Source organism: Variovorax beijingensis (assembly GCF_003951285.1).
GTDB classification, from domain to species: domain Bacteria; phylum Pseudomonadota; class Gammaproteobacteria; order Burkholderiales; family Burkholderiaceae_C; genus Variovorax; species Variovorax beijingensis.
The window spans coordinates 39,499-54,507 of the sequence record NZ_RXFQ01000020.1; the positions used below are offsets into that span (position 1 = coordinate 39,499).

Consider the following 15,009-nt stretch of genomic DNA (forward strand, 5'->3'; position numbering starts at 1 on the left):
CGGACGCCGCGCCTTGCCGGGGCACTTACGCCGCCACGCCCTTGTTGGGATTGAGCAGAAATTTCTCCCCCGTCGCCTGTTTCCCGTACACCCCGATCGCATCGAGCTGCAGCGCCTCGAACAACGAAACCTCCCGCGTGTAATGGCTCGCAAACGTGGTCTTCAACTCCGCCACCACGCGCGCCTTCAGCCGCTGCACGCCTTCATCCCCGAGCTTCTGCAAAAACGGAAACAGCAGCCACCCGCCCATGCCCCACGCCATGCCGAAGTTGCGCACGAACTCCGTCGGCGAGCGGTCGAGGCCGCCGTAGATGTAGACCTGCTTGTGCGTGGTCGAGCCGTAGCGGCTGTATTCCTTGGCGGTGCGGTTCAGCGCCGCCTCCATGCAGCCGAGGATCTGTCCCGCGAGCTTGCCGCCGCCCGTGGCGTCGAAAGCCAGCGTGGCGCCGGTCTCGACCAGGGCCTGCGTCAGGTCTTCGAGGAAGGTGGGCGAGCTCGCGTTGCACACGTACTTTGCGCCGATGCCGCGCAGCAGCGCCTCCTGCTCAGGCTTGCGCACGATGTTGACCAGCGCGATGCCGTCCTTCTGGCAGATCTTGTTGAGCATCTGGCCCAGGTTGGATGCGGCGGCCGTGTGCACCAGCGCCTTGTGGCCTTCGCGCCGCATCGTCTCGACCATGCCCAGCGACGTGAGCGGGTTCACGAAGCACGAAGCGCCTTCGGCCGGCGCCGTGCCCGCAGGCAGTTCCAGGCACTGGGCCGCCGCCACCGCGCGGTACTGCGAATACATCGCGCCGCCGATCGCGGCCACCGTCTTGCCCAGCAGCGCCTGCGCCGCGGGCGACGAGCCGGCCTTGACCACCACGCCGGCGCCTTCGTTGCCGACCGGCATCGACTGGTCCAGCCGCCCGGCCATGGCCGGCATGGCGCGCTCGGGCACGGTGGCCGTCACGACGGGCCGCTCGGGCGTGCCGGAAACCTTGGCGGTGCCCATGTCGGCCGCGCCAAACAGCAGGCCCAGGTCCGACGGGTTCATCGGCGACGCCTCGACGCGGATCACGACTTCGTGCGCCTGCGGTTCGGGAATCGGTTCGTCGTGCAGCGAGAGTTCGAGTTCGCCGTTCGCGCGGATGAGGGAGCGCAGTTGCAGTGCCATGGATGAGCCCCTTGTGCCTCGTGAAAGAGGCAGGTTCGAAGGTGGCCGGGGCCACGGGGCGGCCAGTATAGGAGCGGTGCGCGAAAGCTGCAGGCGCCTTCAGGACACCGCAGGAATCGCCGGTGCATGGGCCAGCGCATGGCCCATCTTCCCTGCATCGAAGCGCTCGATGTAGCGCGGAATGTTGCGCCACAGCGTGTGGTAGCCGTAGCCGCCGCGGAACATCTCCTGGCGCGCGCTCTCCTTGTCCCAGCCCTGCACCGCCATGCGGTAGGCCGCCGCGACCACGCCGGTGCGGTCGGCGCCGTGCATGCAGTGGATCAGCACCGGCCCCTGCTTCTCGGCCTCGCGAATGGCCACCAGCGCGCGCAGCACCTTGGCGTCGTCGATCGACCAGGTGTTGATCGGCACGCGCACCAGGCGGACGCCGCTGCCCGCGAACACCTTCCTGTCGTCGTTGAAGGAGCGCAGGCTCACGATGGTGCGGATGCCCAGCGCCTTCAGCGCCGCCACGTTGGCGATGCGCGGCTGCGCGCTGCGGTACAGCGTGGGCGTGATGCGGTGCAGGTTCTCGACCCCGAGCGTGTCGAGCGGATCGGCCCAGTGCCCGGGGCGCGGCGCGGCGTGCGCCGCGGCGGCGCCGCTGCCGTTCCTGCGCTTGTGCTTCCTTGCGCTCATTTCGCGCGCCGCCAGTGCCGCGTCACCAGGATCAGCAGGGCCACCGCCAGGCCGCCCCAGTAGTCGACCGGGGCGCCCCAGATCCAGTGCTTGTGCCAGAAGGCATCCACCGCATTGAAGCGGGCCCAGCCGAAGGCCGGGTTGATCATGAACCAGAGAAAGTCCTCGCAGACCCAGAACACGATCAGGCCCGCCACGGCCAGCCCCGCGTCGCGCCAGGTCCAGCGCCCGTTGAAGGCCAGCGGCGCAAAGAAGACCAGCACCATGAAGGTGAAGACCCAGGCGTGGTAGCCCGTCATCGCGCGCCCGCCCCAGAAGATGTCGAGCCAGATGCTGTTCTCGATGCGCCAGGTGGGCAGCGAGGTGGCCCAGCCGGCGCCGCCTTCGATCTGGATCTCGGCGTTGGCAAAGAAGAAGGCCATCACCACCACCCATGCGAGGTAGCCGAGCGTGCGGGCCACACCCGTCTTTTCCACGGCGCCCGTCATGCGGCTTCGCCCAGCACGTGGCGCAGCACCGCGGCCGCCGCGCGCGGCTTGCCGAGCGCGCGGCTGCGTTCGGCCATGGCCGCGAGCTTGGCGGGGTCGGCCATCAGGCGCGCCACCTTGTAGTCGAGGCCGATGGCGTCGTAGGCGAGCCAGCCCGCGCCCTCTTCCATCAGGAAGCCGGCGTTGTGCTCTTCCTGGCCCGGAATCGGCGAGATCAGCAGCATCGGCTTGCCGAGCGCCAGGCACTCCGACACCGTGAGCCCGCCGGGCTTGGTCACGACCAGGTCGGCCGCGGCCATGAGCTTGTGCATCTCGTTGGTGAAGCCGATGGCGACCACGCGCCCCGGATGTCGGGCAGCCAGGGTTTGCAGCTTGCCGTGGGCCTCGGCGTTGCGGCCGGCCACGGCAATCACCTGCAAGCCGCTGTCGCCGCCGAGCGAGAGCACGCGCTCGACCATGCTCGCCAGGTCGCCGACGCCCGCGCCGCCCGAGGCCATCAGCAGCACCGGCCGCGCGGGGTCGAGGCCGAGCGCGGCGGCGCAGGCATTGCGCGCGAGCGCCGGCGCGTCGGGTTCCGAGAAGGCCGGCATCACCGGAATGCCCGTCACGTGGATGCGCTCGGCGGGAATGCCGCGCGCGCGCAGCCTGAAGGCCACTTCTTCCGTGGCGGCCAGGTAGCCGGCCATGCCCGGCACCAGCCACATGTTGTGCAGGTCGTAGTCGGTGATCTGCAGCCACACCGGGTAGTCGATGCGGCCGCGGTTGCGCTCGCGCATCAGCAGCTCGGCGGGCAGGAAGTGGGTGCAGATCACGGCGTCGGGCTTTTCGCGGCGGATCTCGCGCACCAGGGCGCCCGTGCTCAGCCGCTCGATGCCGCGGCGCAGGCGCTGCGAAGTCGAATGGTGCGGCGTGGCATCGGTGCGCTGGTGCAGGTACGACCACAGCTCGGGCGCGCGGTTCACGAGCTGGATGTACCAGTCGGTGTAGACCTTGCGGAAACCGCCGGCCACGTGGGCCATGGCATCGATGTGGACCGCCGTGTGCGGCGGGGTCGATTGCACCGCGGCTTCGAGGGCTTGCGCTGCGCGCACGTGGCCGTTGCCGGCGCTCACGCTGAGGATCAGGATTTTGGTCATGCGGGTGGGGGCCGTCGGCGGGCCATTGGCGCGCATTATCCCCATGCATTGCGACACATCCCGCAGGCGACCGCCATCGGCGAAAATGCGGCTGCGCACCGCTTCACCGGGCGTGACCCGCCCCAACCGACCGCGCCCCCTGCATGACCGACGCCCCCGCCCCGATCCGCCTCAACAAACGCATGGCCGAGCTCGGCCTCTGCTCGCGCCGCGAGGCCGACGAATGGATCGCCCACGGCTGGGTGAAGGTGAACGGCAGGCCGGCCGAAATGGGCGTGAAGGTCACGCCCTCCGACCGCATCGAGGTCGACAAGGCCGCCAAGGGCCAGCAGGCGACGCAGGTCACCATCCTGATCAACAAGCCCATCGGCTACGTGAGCGGCCAGGCCGAGGACGGCCACGAGCCCGCGGTGACGCTCTTCACGCCGCAGAACCGCTGGGCCGAGGACAACGCGCGCTTCTTCTTCAGCCCGCAGCAGCTGCGCGGCCTGGCGCCCTGCGGCCGCCTCGACATCGATTCCATCGGCCTGCTGGTGATGACGCAGGACGGACGCATCGCGCGCCAGCTGATCGGCGAAGACTCGGTGATGGAGAAGGAGTACCTGGTGCGCGTGGCCTACCACGGCCTGGGCCAGCCCGCACCCACCGGACAGCTGGTGCGCATGGACGACGACGATCCGGTCACGACCAATGTGCAGGCGGTCTTTCCGCCCGCGATGCTCGCCAGGCTGCGCCACGGCCTGAGCCTCGACGGCCAGCCGCTCAAGCCGGCGCGGGTCGAATGGCAGAACCCCGAGCAGCTGCGCTTTGTGCTCACCGAGGGCAAGAAGCGCCAGATCCGCCGCATGTGCGAGCTGGTCGGCCTGAAGGTGGTGGGCCTGAAGCGCGTGCGCATCGGCAAGGTGATGCTCGGCAACCTGCCCGTCGGGCAGTGGCGCTACCTCGGTCCGCACGAGAAGTTCTGAGCCGTTGCCGATGGCCGTGGTGCTGAGCCAGCGCGCACTGAACCGGGCCACGCTGGCGCGGCAGATGCTGCTGGAGCGGCGCAAGGCGACTCCCGCGCAGGCCATCGAAAAGCTCGCGGGGCTGCAGGCGCAGGCGCCGAACCCGCCCTATATCGGCCTGTGGAGCCGGCTCGAAGGCTTTCGCCGCGGGCAGCTGACTGAAAGCCTGAAGCAGCGCCGCGTCGTGCGCATGTCGACGATGCGCGCGACCCTGCACCTGATGGCCGCATCCGATGCGCTGGCCTGGCGGCCGCTGCTCGAGCCCGTGCATCTGCGAGGATTGAAGGGCAGCAGCCACGCGCGGGCGCTCGAAGGCATCGACCGCGCGGCCGTGGTGGAGGCGGGCCTCGCGCTGCTGCGCGCAGGCCCGCTCACCGGTTCCGAGCTCGGCCAGGCCCTTGCGGCGCGCTGGAAAGACCGCGAGCCCGCTTCGCTCGCCGCCCTCATCCGCAACAGCGTGCCGCTGGTGCACCTGCCGCCCGCGGGCAGCTGGAACTCGCACCAGGGCGCACGGCTGCAGCCCATCGCCCAATGGCTCGGCGAATCCGCCGCCGATGTTCCACCGGCCACGCAGGACGATCTGCTCCTGCGCTACCTCGCGGCTTTCGGCCCCGCCACGCTCGCCGATGCGGGCGCGTGGTCGGGCCTCACCGGCTGGAAGGCCGTGGCCGATCGCCTGCGGCCGCAGCTGCGCACCTTCATCGGCGAGCAGGGACAGGAGCTGTTCGACCTGCCGCGCGCACCGCGACCCGACCCCGACACGCCCGCGCCGCCGCGCCTCGTCGCCGAATGGGACAACCTGCTGCTCTCGCATGCCGACCGCAGCCGCGTGATGAGCGAGGCGCACCGCGCGCGCGTGTTCACCGTCAACGGCATCGTGCGCGGCACGGTGCTGCTCGACGGTTTGGTCGCGGGCGTCTGGAAGATCGAGCGCGCGAAGAACAACGCGGCCGCGGTGGTGCTGGAGCCCTTCACGCGCTGGCCGAAGGCCGGCCGGCTCGGCGTGGAGGAAGAGGCCCTGCGCCTGCTGGCCTTTGCGGCGGATGGCGAGGACGAGCGGCACGAGGTCCGCGTGCTGTGACCCTTGCGCCTGCACGGCGCCTAAGCCCCGCCTAAGACTTCGCCCCTACGCTGCGCCACGGCGCAGGGCACTACCGGTCATCCCGATCGCGTGCTACCTTGCCGCCCAAGGAGTCGCCGCAATGCGTGTGCTGCTGGTGGAAGACGACGAGATGATCGGGCGCAGCCTGAAGCAGGCGCTCGAGGGCGCGGGCTGGTCGGCCGACTGGGTGCGCGACGGCGAGCTGGCGCAAAGCGCGCTCGGCGACGGCGGCTACACCTGCGTGCTGCTCGACCTGGGGCTGCCGCGGCAGGACGGCACCGAGGTGCTGCGCCGCGCGCGCGAGCGCGGCGACGCCACGCCGGTGCTGGTGCTCACCGCGCGCGACGGCCTGGACGACCGCATCCACAGCCTCGACCTGGGTGCCGACGACTATCTGCGCAAGCCCTTCGAATTCCGCGAACTGCTCGCGCGCATGCGGGCCGTGGTGCGCCGGCGCGACGGCGCCGCGCATTCGCTGATCGGCGGCAGCACGATGCAGCTGGACCTCACCACGCGCGAGGTGGTGACTGGCGGCGTGCGCGAGGCGCTCACCGCGCGCGAGTTCGCACTGCTGCACGCCCTGCTCGAGCGGCCCGGTGCCATCCTCTCGCGCGAGCAACTCGAGAACCGCATCTACGGCTGGGGCGAGGAAGTGACCAGCAACGCCATCGACGTGCTGATCCACGGCATGCGCCGCAAGCTCGGCGCCGAATCGATCCGCAACGTGCGCGGGCTCGGCTGGCGCGTCGTGGCATGAGCGTGGCGCCGGGCCGCTGGTGGCGCCCGCGCTCGCTGCGCACGCAGCTCCTGTTCTGGCTCGTCACGCTGCACCTGGCGGCGGCGGCGCTCACGGCGTGGTTCACCTTCGTGGCCTATGGCGACCTGGTGCACAACGCGCTGGACGAGCAGATGCGGCTGGTGGCCGATTCCTATGCGGGCGGCGACCCGCCGCGCAGCCCGCGTCCGCTCGACGGCAACGCCGCCCTTGTCCGCGGCGCCTTCGTGGTGCAGATCTGGAGCGCCGACGGCCGCACGCTGCGCGCGAGTTCCTGGCCGCCGCTGGCCGTGGTGCCACTGCAGCCGCAGCCGGGCTTCGGCGATGCACGCACCGATGCGCCCGCGCCTTCGCGCTGGCGGGTGTTCACGGCCGAGGCCGGGCCGCGCGCCGACCAGCCGCGCGTGCAGGTGCTGCAGAACGAGGACTACCGCCGGCGCCGGGCGTTGCGCCGCGCGTTGCTCGAAGGCCTGCCCATCGCGCTGCTGCTGCCGCTGGCCTTGCTGATCCTGTGGCTCATCGTGTCGGCGGCTTCGCGCTCGCTGCGCGCGGTGGCGCGCGACGTGGCCTCGCAGGACGAGCGCCGCCCTACCGAGCTGTCGCTGGCGCGCGTGCCGGACGAGATCGCGCCGCTGGTGCAGGCCTTCAACCAACTGCTGTCGCGCGTGCGCAGCGCCTTCGCCACGCAGCGCCGCTTCGTGCAGGACGCGGCCCACGAGCTGCGCACGCCGATGGCCGCGATCGGCCTGCAGATCGAGAACCTGCGCGCGCACGTGCCCGCGGGCGAAGCCACCGAGCGCTTCAACCAGCTGGAGGCCGGCGTCACGCGCGCGCAGCACCTGATCGAGCAGCTCTTGAGCCTCTCGCGGCAGGATGCGCCAGGTCGCCCGCTCGCGCCCTCGCGCGAGGCGGTCGACATCGAGACCCTGCTGCGCGAGAGCGTGAGCCAGCTGATGGTGCTGGCCGACGCGCGCCGCGTGGACATCGGTTTCGAGGGTTCGATCGCCCCCGTGGTGCAGGCGCCGGCCGCCGAGCTGCGCAGCGTGTTCGACAACCTGATCGACAACGCGCTGCGCTATGCGCCCGAAGGCGGCGTGGTCGACGTGCGGCTGCATGAGGTCGATGGCCACGCGGTGGTCGACGTGCTCGACAACGGCCCGGGCATTCCGGGCTCGTCCATCGGCCGCGTGTTCGACCGCTTCTTTCGCGTGCCGGGCGCTCCGGCCGGCGGCAGCGGGCTCGGGCTGGCCATTGCACGCACCGCCGCCGAGCGGCATGGCCTGCGCATCGAGCTGCGCAACCGCGACGAAGCAGAAGAGGGCGGCGGGCCGGGCCTGCTGGCGCGGGTGCACCTGCCGCCGGCGGCGCTTGCGGCACCGGCGCCGCTCACGCCGGGCTAATTTCCTGCTCACGCCCGGCTCAGACGGGCTGCCTAGAGTGCATGCAGGCCCTGCCGCGCGCAGTTCGCGCGCCGGCACGCGGCCGGAGACAAACCACCAGGAGCACACACCATGCGCACTTCCTTCAAGCTTCTTGCCCTTGGCTCCTTCGCCGCGTTCGCGGCGCTCGGTGCCGTGAATGCGGCGGCCGAGATGACCGACGGCTCCGACTACCACCCGCTGCAGATGAATTCGCCCGAGAACCCCGACGTGCAGGCGGGCGCGATGGCCGCCGCGCGGCCCAGCGGCACCGAGTCCATCGGCCAGTCGACCAGCGCGCCGGCCATGAACTCGACGACGCCGGTGTCCGACGTGCAGGCCGGTGCCTATGCGGCCTCGCATGCGACGGGCACCGAGTCGATCGGGCAGTCGACCTCGCTGCCGCTCGTGCAGTCGGCCAGCGGCAGCTGATCAATCAGTCGTCGCTGTTGGCGAGCAGCGCGCGGTAGATCACCGCGCCGATGATCGCGCCCGCGATGGGCGCGACCCAGAACAGCCACAGCTCCGACACCGCGTACGACGGGCCGAACAGCGCCGGGCCCGTGCTGCGCGCGGGGTTCACCGAGGTGTTGGTGACCGGAATGGAGATCAGGTGGATCAGCGTGAGGCACAGGCCGATGGCCAGGCCCGCGAAGCCGCCGGCCGCGCGCTTGGCAGTGGCGCCGAGGATCACGATCAGGAACACCGCGGTCATCACCACCTCGCACACCAGCGCGGCGGTCATGCCGTACTTGCCGGGCGAGTGCTCGCCGAAGCCGTTGGTGGCGAAGCCGCCGATGTCGGCGCCGGGCTTGCCGGTGGCAATCAGGTAGAGCACGCCGGCCGCGGCAATCGCACCCAGCACCTGCGAAACGATGTAGCCCGCGAGCTGCGAGGCCTTGAAGCGCCCCGCGGCCGCGAGGCCGATCGACACCGCAGGATTGAAGTGGCCGCCGGAGATGGGGCCGAGTGCATAGGCACCGGTCACCACCGTCAGGCCGAACGCCAGCGAGACGCCCAGGAAGCCGATGCCCAGGTTGTTGGGAAAGGCCGCCGCCAGGACCGCGCTTCCGCAGCCGCCCAGCGTGAGCCAGAAAGTACCAATGAACTCGGCCGACCACTTTTTGTAGGTGCTATGTTCCATCTGCTCCATCCATTCAGAAGTTGAAAAGTTGCGTGGCCCCCAGGCCATGCGCGGGCGGATTCTAGGAACGTAAACAGCATGCGTCACGCATGTTGTTGCATCTGGCGGAACCTGTTCACAGTTCGGCAGTCTTTTGTTTCTGACACGCGTTGCGCAAACCGCTAAAGCGCTTTGTCAGGGCACGACGACGATCTTGCCGAAGGCGCCGCGCGCGAGGTGGTCGAGCGCATCGGGCAACTCATCGAAGGCGTAGCGCGCCGCGATCACGGGCTCGAGCGCATTGGCGTCGACGGCGCGCACCAGGTCTTCGAGCGCGCGCCGATGGCCCACGCCAATGCCCTGCACCGTGACGCGGCCGAGCACCATCGCGTAGTACGAAGCGCTGAGCGTCTCGCCGCCGAGCATGCCGATGATCGATACGCGCCCGCCCTGCGCCACCGCCTGCAGCGAGCGGTCGAGGTTCGGCCCGCTCGCGAGTTCGAGCACATGGTCGGCGCCGCGCCCCTGCGTGAGCCGGCGCACTTCGGCCGGCCAGTCGCCGCCTCGCATCAGCACCTCGGCGGCGCCCAGCGCCAGCGTCTGCGCGCGCTTCTCTTCGCTGCCCGAGACCACGATGGCGCGCGTGCCATGCAGCCGCGCAAGCTGCACGCCGAACAGCGCCACGCCGCCGGTGCCATGGACCAGCACGGTCTGGCCGGGCCGCAGCGCGCCGGTCTCGGCCAGCGCGAACCAGGCCGTGAGGCCGGCGCACGGCAGCGTGCTGGCCTGCGCGAAATCGAGCGTGGCCGGCGCGGCCACGGCCCAGGCTGCGTCGATCAGCACGTGCGTGGCCAGCATGCCCGGGCCGGGGCCGCCCATCGGCACGGCCTCGGCCGGCCAGTGGCTGTCGATCCAGCCGCCCCAGAAGGTGTTGACCACGCGGTCGCCCACGGCAAGGCGCTGCACGCCAGGGCCCGCGGCCACCACCGTGCCGGCCATGTCGGAGCCGGGCGTGAAGGGCAGGTCGAACTTCATGCCCATGCCGTCGCGGATCATCAGCAGGTCGCGGTAGTTGAGCGACACCGCGCCCACCTCGACGAGGATCTGGCCCGGACCGGGCGTGGGCAGCGGCAGCTCCACCTGTTCGAGCTGCTCGCGGCCGAAGGAAGAAAGTTGCCAGCGCCTGAGCGTTCTGCTTGCCTGCATGAAAAAAGCCTCCACGAAAAAAAGAGGCCTTCATGCTATTGGCGAGTTGATCTATCCAGTGGCGGATAATTTTCAACTTCATGGCGCCTGAAAGTATCCAATGAGTCCACGCCTGCAGGGCATCGAAGAGTTCGTGGCCGCGGTGGAGGCCGGCAGCTTTGCGCGTGCGGCAGAGCGGCTGCACGTCACGCGTTCCGCGGTGGCCAAGAGCATTGCGCGGCTCGAGGCGCGGCTGGGCACGCGGCTCTTCCTGCGCACCACGCGCAGCCAGAGCCTCACCGAGGAAGGCCACGGCTACTACGAGCGCTGCCGGCGCGTGCTGGCCGAGCTCGATGCCGCCGAAGCCATGGCCGATGCCGCGCGCAGCACCGCGGCCGGACTGGTGCGCCTGAGCATGCCGGCCATGCTGGGGCGGCTGAAGGTCGGGCCGCTGCTGCTGGCGCTGGCGCGCAGGCATCCGGGGCTGTCGCTGGAGCTTTCCTTCAACGACCGGCGCGTGGACCTGGTCGAGGACGGTCTGGACCTGGCGATCCGCAGCGGCGAGCTGGCCGACAGCGCCGAGCTGGTCGCGCGGCCGGTCGGCGTGCAATGGATGGCGCTGTGCGCCGCGCCGGCCTACCTGGCCGAACGCGGGCGCCCCGGCAGCGTGGCCGAGCTGGGCGCATCGTCCTCGACCTCGTCCTCGCACGAGGCCGTGCTCTATGCGCGCGACGGGCAGATCTCGCCCTGGCGCTTCCACGACGCCGAAGGCCGGCCAGTCGAAGTGGTGCTGCCCTCGCGGTTGCGCTGCGACAGCGCCGAGGTGCTGCTCGAAGCCGCCATCGGCGGCATGGGGCTGGCGCGCCTGCCGGCCTGGCTTGCGGCCGATGCGCTGGCAGCCGGCACGCTGGTGCGCGTGTTCGAGGAGCCTCGGCCTTTCGGCTTCGAACTCAACGTGATCCGCTCGCGCAGCCGCTACCTGCCCCACAAGACACGGGTGGTGGTCGACTGGCTGGCCGAGCACCTGCCGCCGCTGCTCGCGGCCCGCTGAGCGGCTTTGCCCGCTATCCTCTCGTCGCCTTTCATCATTCAGCCATCACTCATTCACCGGAGAACGCATGCGCCACTTTGCCCAGAGGAATATCGCGGCCCTTGCCGCATGCGCGGGCGCCATGGCCTTGCTTTTTTCCTCGGGCGCTGCGGCGCAAGGCACGGTGAATGCGCTGTGCAGCACCGACGCGGGCTGGTGCGAAGCCGCGGCCACGGCCTTCACGCGCGAGACCGGCATCCGGGTGCAGCAGGCGCACAAGGGCACCGGCGAGATCGGCGCCCAGCTGCGGGCCGAGGCCGCCAACCCCAAGACCGACATCTGGTGGGGCGGCACCGGCGACCCGTTCCTGCAGGCCGCCGAGCAAGGTTTGCTCGAAGCCTACCGGCCGGCCTACATCGACGACCTGCACGACTGGTCGGTGCGCCAGTACGCGATGTCGCAGAACATGGTGGGCGGCTTCTACACCAGCGCCATCGGCTTCGGCTTCAACACCGATCTGCTCGAGCGCAAGAAGCTGCACGAGCCCAAATGCTGGGCCGACCTGGTCAAGCCCGAATACCGGGGCGAGATCGAGATCTCGCATCCGGCATCGAGCGGCACGGCCTACACCATCATCGCGGGCCTGGTGCAGCAGATGGGCGAGGACGCCGCCTTCGACTATTTGAAGAAGCTGCACCGCAACGTCACCAGCTACACGCGCAGCGGCCAGGCGCAGGCGCCCAACGTCGCCAAGGGCGAAGTGGCGGTGGGCGTGAGCTTCATTTTCGGCTTCGAGCGCTGGCGCTACGACAAATTCCCGGTCAAGACGGCCGCGCCCTGCGAGGGCACGGGCTACGAGGTGGGCGGCATCGCGCTGGTCAAGGGCGCGCGCAACAAGGAGAATGCGAAGCGCTACTACGACTGGCTCATGAGCCCGGTCGGCCAGGCGATCGGCGGGCAGGTCGGCAGCCTCCAGTCGCCCGCCAACAAGACCTTCAAGCCCGATGCGCGCATTCCCTCGATGAGCGACGTGAAGCTCATCAAGTACGACTTCGAGAAATACGGCAGGGCCGCCGAGCGCAAGCGGCTGATCGACCGCTGGACCCGCGAGGTCGAGTCCCAGGCCAGATAAGGTCCGCCCGGGGCTTCACGCCGCCGCAAGAAACGGGGACTATTGTTTTTCCGGGGCGCAAGCCCCAACTCGCGGAGTTGGTAAGCCGGGCGCCCGGTGGCGGCTGTCCGGCTTAGAATTTTTTGGCTTCGATATTTCTTCTCTTTCCATGGCTGATTCTTCCAATACGAAACTCCCGTTCCAGGCCGAAGTCGCGCAACTGCTGCACCTCGTCACGCATGCGCTCTACTCGAACAAGGAAATCTTCCTGCGAGAGCTGATCTCGAACGCATCGGACGCCTGCGACAAGCTGCGCTTCGAGGCGCTCGACCATCCCGAGCTGTACGAGGACCAGACCGAACTGGACGTGCGGCTTTCCTTCGACAAGGCCGCGCGCACCATCACCATCACCGACAAGGGCATCGGCCTGTCGCGCCAGGAGGCCATCGAGAATCTCGGCACCATCGCCAAAAGTGGTACCAAAGACTTCGTGAGCAAGCTCAGCGGCGACCAGAAGGCCGACGCCCAGCTCATCGGCCAGTTCGGCGTGGGCTTCTATTCGGGCTTCATCGTGGCCGACAAGATCACGGTCGAATCGCGCCGCGCGGGCCTGCCGCCCGAGCAGGGCGTGCGCTGGACGAGCGGCGGCGCGGGCGACTTCGAGGTGGCCGACATCACGCGCCCCGAGCGCGGCACCCGCATCACGCTGCACCTGCGCGACGACGCCGACGAATACCTCAACGCCTGGAAGCTCAAGCAGATCGTCGGCAAGTACTCCGACCACATCTCGCTGCCCATCCTCATGGAAAAGGAGGAGTGGAAGGAAGGCGAGAACGACCAGCCCGGCGACATGGTCAAGACCGGCGAATGGGAAACGGTCAACAAGGCCAACGCGCTCTGGAGCCGCCCCAAGAAGGACATCACGACCGAGCAGTACGAAGAGTTCTACAAGACCATCAGCCACGACTACGAGGCCCCGCTCGCCTGGAGCCACAACCGCGTGGAGGGCAGCACCGAGTACACGCAGCTGCTCTACATCCCGTCGAAGGCGCCGTTCGACCTGTGGAACCGCGAGAAGAGCGCGGGCGTCAAGCTCTACGTGAAGCGCGTCTTCATCATGGACGATGCCGAGGCGCTGCTGCCCAGCTACCTGCGCTTCGTGAAGGGCGTGATCGACTCGTCCGACCTGCCGCTCAACGTGAGCCGCGAGCTGCTGCAGGAAAGCCGCGACGTGAAGGCCATCCGCGAAGGCAGCACCAAGCGCGTGCTCGGCATGCTCGAAGACCTGGCGAAAAAGCAGAAGACCGCGCCCGAAAGCGCCGAAGGCAAGATCGACGTGGGCTCCGGCGAATCGGTGCCCGCACCCGATCCCACCGAAAGCGCGGCCGACGTCACCGACGTGGTCGACAAGAAAGCCACGCCGGCTGCCGAGGCAGCGGCCGAGTACGCCGACGAGTCCGGCAAGTACGCCAAGTTCTATGCAGAGTTCGGCGCCGTGCTCAAGGAGGGCCTGGGCGAAGACTTCGGCAACCGCGACCGCATCGCCAAGCTGCTGCGCTTCGCTTCCACCACGAGCGATGCGGTGAGCGTGAGCTTTGCCGACTACAAGGCGCGCATGAAGGAAGGCCAGGACGCGATCTACTACATCACGGCCGATACGCTCGCCGCCGCCAAGAACAGCCCGCAGCTCGAGGTCTTCAAGAAGAAGGGCATCGAGGTGCTGCTCATGACCGACCGCGTCGACGAGTGGGCGCTCAACTACCTCACCGAGTTCGACGGCACGCCGCTGCAGAGCGTGGCCAAGGGCGCGGTCGACCTGGGCAAGCTGCAGGACGAGGCCGAGAAGAAGGCCGCCGAGGAAGCCGCCGAATCCTTCAAGCCGCTGCTCGAGAAGCTCAAGGAAGCGCTCAAGGACAAGGCCGGCGACGTGCGCGTGACCACGCGCCTGGTCGATTCGCCAGCCTGCCTGGTGGTGCAGGACGGCGGCATGAGCACGCAGCTCGCGCGCATGCTCAAGCAGGCCGGCCAGCCCGCGCCCGACCTCAAGCCCGTGCTCGAAGTGAACGCCGAGCACGCGCTCGTGAAGAAGCTCGACGGCTCCGAGCATTTCGACGATCTTGCGAACATTCTTTTCGACCAGGCGCTGCTGGCCGAAGGCGGCCTGCCGGCCGATCCCGCGGCCTACGTGAGGCGCGTCAACGCGCTCCTGGTGTGAACGCCCGGCCGCGCACCGCCCGTGCAGCCGCGGCCCTTGCGGCGGCGCTGCTGCTGGCAATGGTGAGCGGCTGTTCGCACTATCACATCGGCATTCCGCTGGTGCCCGGGCTCTCGCTCGGGCTCGGCGCCACCAGGGACGGCAATTTCTCCGTCGGCCTGAACACCGGCTGGGGCCCGCTCGGCGCGGGCGTGGTGGTCAACGACACCGGCGTGGTGGCCGGCACGGCCGGCGTGGGAGTGGGCGTCGGCATCGGGCCCATCGGCACCGGCGTGGGCGTGGGCAAGAGCGTGGTGCTGCACGATCCCAATGCGGGAAAAACCGGCTATGCGCCTGCCGGAGGTGCCGCGCCGGTCACCGCGGCGGCCGCTGCGGGAGGAGTGCCTGTCGCTCCCGTGGCGCCGATCCCGCCGGGTGCACCGCCCGCTGCGCCGGTCACGGTTACCAAGGGCGGTGTGACCAGGCCGGTCGCCGCTCCCGCGCCGCAACCTTCAACGACGCGCGTGTCCTACCGCCCGTCCGCCAATGCAGCCGCCGCTGCGGCCGGCAGCCTCGGCACGCCGGGCAATCCCGTCGCGCCCTGATCGC

At 69.6% G+C, this 15,009-nt stretch carries 15 protein-coding genes; 9 read left to right on the forward strand and 6 right to left on the reverse strand.

Annotated features, from left to right (window positions below; genetic code table 11):
* Nucleotides 1-25: 25 nt before the first annotated feature.
* The 4 genes from EJO66_RS26650 to EJO66_RS26665 form a co-directional block, all read right to left on the reverse strand.
* The gene (locus EJO66_RS26650) at nt 26-1,156 is read right to left on the reverse strand and encodes a zinc-binding dehydrogenase (RefSeq protein WP_124961140.1); all 1,131 of its coding nucleotides are present in this window, start codon (nt 1,154-1,156) and stop codon (nt 26-28) included.
* 99 nt (nt 1,157-1,255) lie between these two features.
* Nucleotides 1,256-1,834 (reverse strand): dual specificity protein phosphatase family protein, encoded by a 579-nt coding sequence (locus tag EJO66_RS26655; RefSeq protein WP_125966623.1) that lies wholly within the window; start codon nt 1,832-1,834, stop codon nt 1,256-1,258.
* A complete protein-coding gene (locus tag EJO66_RS26660) occupies nt 1,831-2,322 on the reverse strand; it encodes a hypothetical protein (protein WP_124961142.1) in 492 nt (163 codons plus the stop codon). The genes EJO66_RS26655 and EJO66_RS26660 overlap by 4 nt, the downstream gene beginning before the upstream one ends.
* Nucleotides 2,319-3,458: an MGDG synthase family glycosyltransferase gene (locus EJO66_RS26665; protein WP_124961143.1), complete on the reverse strand. Its 1,140-nt coding sequence runs from the start codon at nt 3,456-3,458 to the stop codon at nt 2,319-2,321. The genes EJO66_RS26660 and EJO66_RS26665 overlap by 4 nt, the downstream gene beginning before the upstream one ends.
* A gap of 143 nt (nt 3,459-3,601) precedes the next feature.
* Between EJO66_RS26665 and EJO66_RS26670 the strand changes: the two genes are divergently transcribed.
* The 5 genes from EJO66_RS26670 to EJO66_RS26690 all read left to right on the forward strand — a co-directional run bounded on the left by EJO66_RS26670 (nt 3,602) and on the right by EJO66_RS26690 (nt 8,189).
* Nucleotides 3,602-4,423 (forward strand): pseudouridine synthase, encoded by an 822-nt coding sequence (locus EJO66_RS26670; protein WP_124961144.1) that lies wholly within the window; start codon nt 3,602-3,604, stop codon nt 4,421-4,423.
* 10 nt (nt 4,424-4,433) lie between these two features.
* Nucleotides 4,434-5,543, forward strand: coding sequence for a winged helix DNA-binding domain-containing protein (locus tag EJO66_RS26675; protein WP_125966625.1), 1,110 nt, complete (start codon nt 4,434-4,436; stop codon nt 5,541-5,543).
* A gap of 121 nt (nt 5,544-5,664) precedes the next feature.
* Nucleotides 5,665-6,321: a response regulator gene (locus EJO66_RS26680; RefSeq protein ID WP_124961146.1), complete on the forward strand. Its 657-nt coding sequence runs from the start codon at nt 5,665-5,667 to the stop codon at nt 6,319-6,321.
* Nucleotides 6,318-7,739, forward strand: coding sequence for a sensor histidine kinase (locus EJO66_RS26685; protein WP_125966626.1), 1,422 nt, complete (start codon nt 6,318-6,320; stop codon nt 7,737-7,739). Before EJO66_RS26680 ends, EJO66_RS26685 begins: the two co-directional genes overlap by 4 nt.
* Before the next feature lie 111 nt (nt 7,740-7,850).
* Entirely contained in the window at nt 7,851-8,189 is a 339-nt protein-coding gene (locus EJO66_RS26690; protein WP_124961148.1) for a hypothetical protein, read from the forward strand.
* 4 nt (nt 8,190-8,193) lie between these two features.
* On the opposite strand, the gene aqpZ is transcribed toward EJO66_RS26690, so the two are convergent.
* Together aqpZ and EJO66_RS26700 are read right to left on the reverse strand one after the other, a co-directional pair.
* Complete coding sequence (aqpZ, locus tag EJO66_RS26695; RefSeq protein WP_124961149.1) at nt 8,194-8,901, reverse strand: aquaporin Z; 708 nt, start codon at nt 8,899-8,901, stop codon at nt 8,194-8,196.
* A gap of 174 nt (nt 8,902-9,075) precedes the next feature.
* The gene (locus EJO66_RS26700) at nt 9,076-10,086 is read right to left on the reverse strand and encodes a zinc-dependent alcohol dehydrogenase family protein (RefSeq protein ID WP_125966627.1); all 1,011 of its coding nucleotides are present in this window, start codon (nt 10,084-10,086) and stop codon (nt 9,076-9,078) included.
* 100 nt (nt 10,087-10,186) lie between these two features.
* Here EJO66_RS26700 and EJO66_RS26705 point away from each other — a divergent pair, with 100 nt between their 5' ends.
* From EJO66_RS26705 to EJO66_RS26720, 4 genes are all read left to right on the forward strand, one after another.
* Nucleotides 10,187-11,116: a LysR family transcriptional regulator gene (locus tag EJO66_RS26705; protein ID WP_125966628.1), complete on the forward strand. Its 930-nt coding sequence runs from the start codon at nt 10,187-10,189 to the stop codon at nt 11,114-11,116.
* Between the two features lie 67 nt (nt 11,117-11,183).
* Nucleotides 11,184-12,227, forward strand: coding sequence for an ABC transporter substrate-binding protein (locus EJO66_RS26710; RefSeq protein WP_125966629.1), 1,044 nt, complete (start codon nt 11,184-11,186; stop codon nt 12,225-12,227).
* Between the two features lie 148 nt (nt 12,228-12,375).
* Nucleotides 12,376-14,421 carry a molecular chaperone HtpG gene (gene htpG, locus EJO66_RS26715; RefSeq protein WP_125966630.1) on the forward strand — a complete coding sequence of 682 codons (2,046 nt, stop codon included), beginning with the start codon at nt 12,376-12,378 and terminating at the stop codon, nt 14,419-14,421.
* Nucleotides 14,418-15,005 (forward strand): hypothetical protein, encoded by a 588-nt coding sequence (locus tag EJO66_RS26720; protein WP_124961154.1) that lies wholly within the window; start codon nt 14,418-14,420, stop codon nt 15,003-15,005. The genes htpG and EJO66_RS26720 overlap by 4 nt, the downstream gene beginning before the upstream one ends.
* The last annotated feature ends 4 nt before the right edge of the window (nt 15,006-15,009 follow it).

Excerpts from the sequence above, each read along its gene's own strand:
- EJO66_RS26650 (WP_124961140.1), bottom strand. The coding sequence starts at position 1,156 with ATGGCACTGCAACTGCGCTCCCTCATCCGCGCGAACGGCGAACTCGAA.
- EJO66_RS26655 (WP_125966623.1), bottom strand. The coding sequence starts at position 1,834 with ATGAGCGCAAGGAAGCACAAGCGCAGGAACGGCAGCGGCGCCGCCGCG.
- EJO66_RS26660 (WP_124961142.1), bottom strand. The coding sequence starts at position 2,322 with ATGACGGGCGCCGTGGAAAAGACGGGTGTGGCCCGCACGCTCGGCTAC.
- EJO66_RS26665 (WP_124961143.1), bottom strand. The coding sequence starts at position 3,458 with ATGACCAAAATCCTGATCCTCAGCGTGAGCGCCGGCAACGGCCACGTG.
- EJO66_RS26670 (WP_124961144.1), top strand. The coding sequence starts at position 3,602 with ATGACCGACGCCCCCGCCCCGATCCGCCTCAACAAACGCATGGCCGAG.
- EJO66_RS26675 (WP_125966625.1), top strand. The coding sequence starts at position 4,434 with ATGGCCGTGGTGCTGAGCCAGCGCGCACTGAACCGGGCCACGCTGGCG.
- EJO66_RS26680 (WP_124961146.1), top strand. The coding sequence starts at position 5,665 with ATGCGTGTGCTGCTGGTGGAAGACGACGAGATGATCGGGCGCAGCCTG.
- EJO66_RS26685 (WP_125966626.1), top strand. The coding sequence starts at position 6,318 with ATGAGCGTGGCGCCGGGCCGCTGGTGGCGCCCGCGCTCGCTGCGCACG.
- EJO66_RS26690 (WP_124961148.1), top strand. The coding sequence starts at position 7,851 with ATGCGCACTTCCTTCAAGCTTCTTGCCCTTGGCTCCTTCGCCGCGTTC.
- aqpZ (WP_124961149.1), bottom strand. The coding sequence starts at position 8,901 with ATGGAACATAGCACCTACAAAAAGTGGTCGGCCGAGTTCATTGGTACT.
- EJO66_RS26700 (WP_125966627.1), bottom strand. The coding sequence starts at position 10,086 with ATGCAGGCAAGCAGAACGCTCAGGCGCTGGCAACTTTCTTCCTTCGGC.
- EJO66_RS26705 (WP_125966628.1), top strand. The coding sequence starts at position 10,187 with ATGAGTCCACGCCTGCAGGGCATCGAAGAGTTCGTGGCCGCGGTGGAG.
- EJO66_RS26710 (WP_125966629.1), top strand. The coding sequence starts at position 11,184 with ATGCGCCACTTTGCCCAGAGGAATATCGCGGCCCTTGCCGCATGCGCG.
- htpG (WP_125966630.1), top strand. The coding sequence starts at position 12,376 with ATGGCTGATTCTTCCAATACGAAACTCCCGTTCCAGGCCGAAGTCGCG.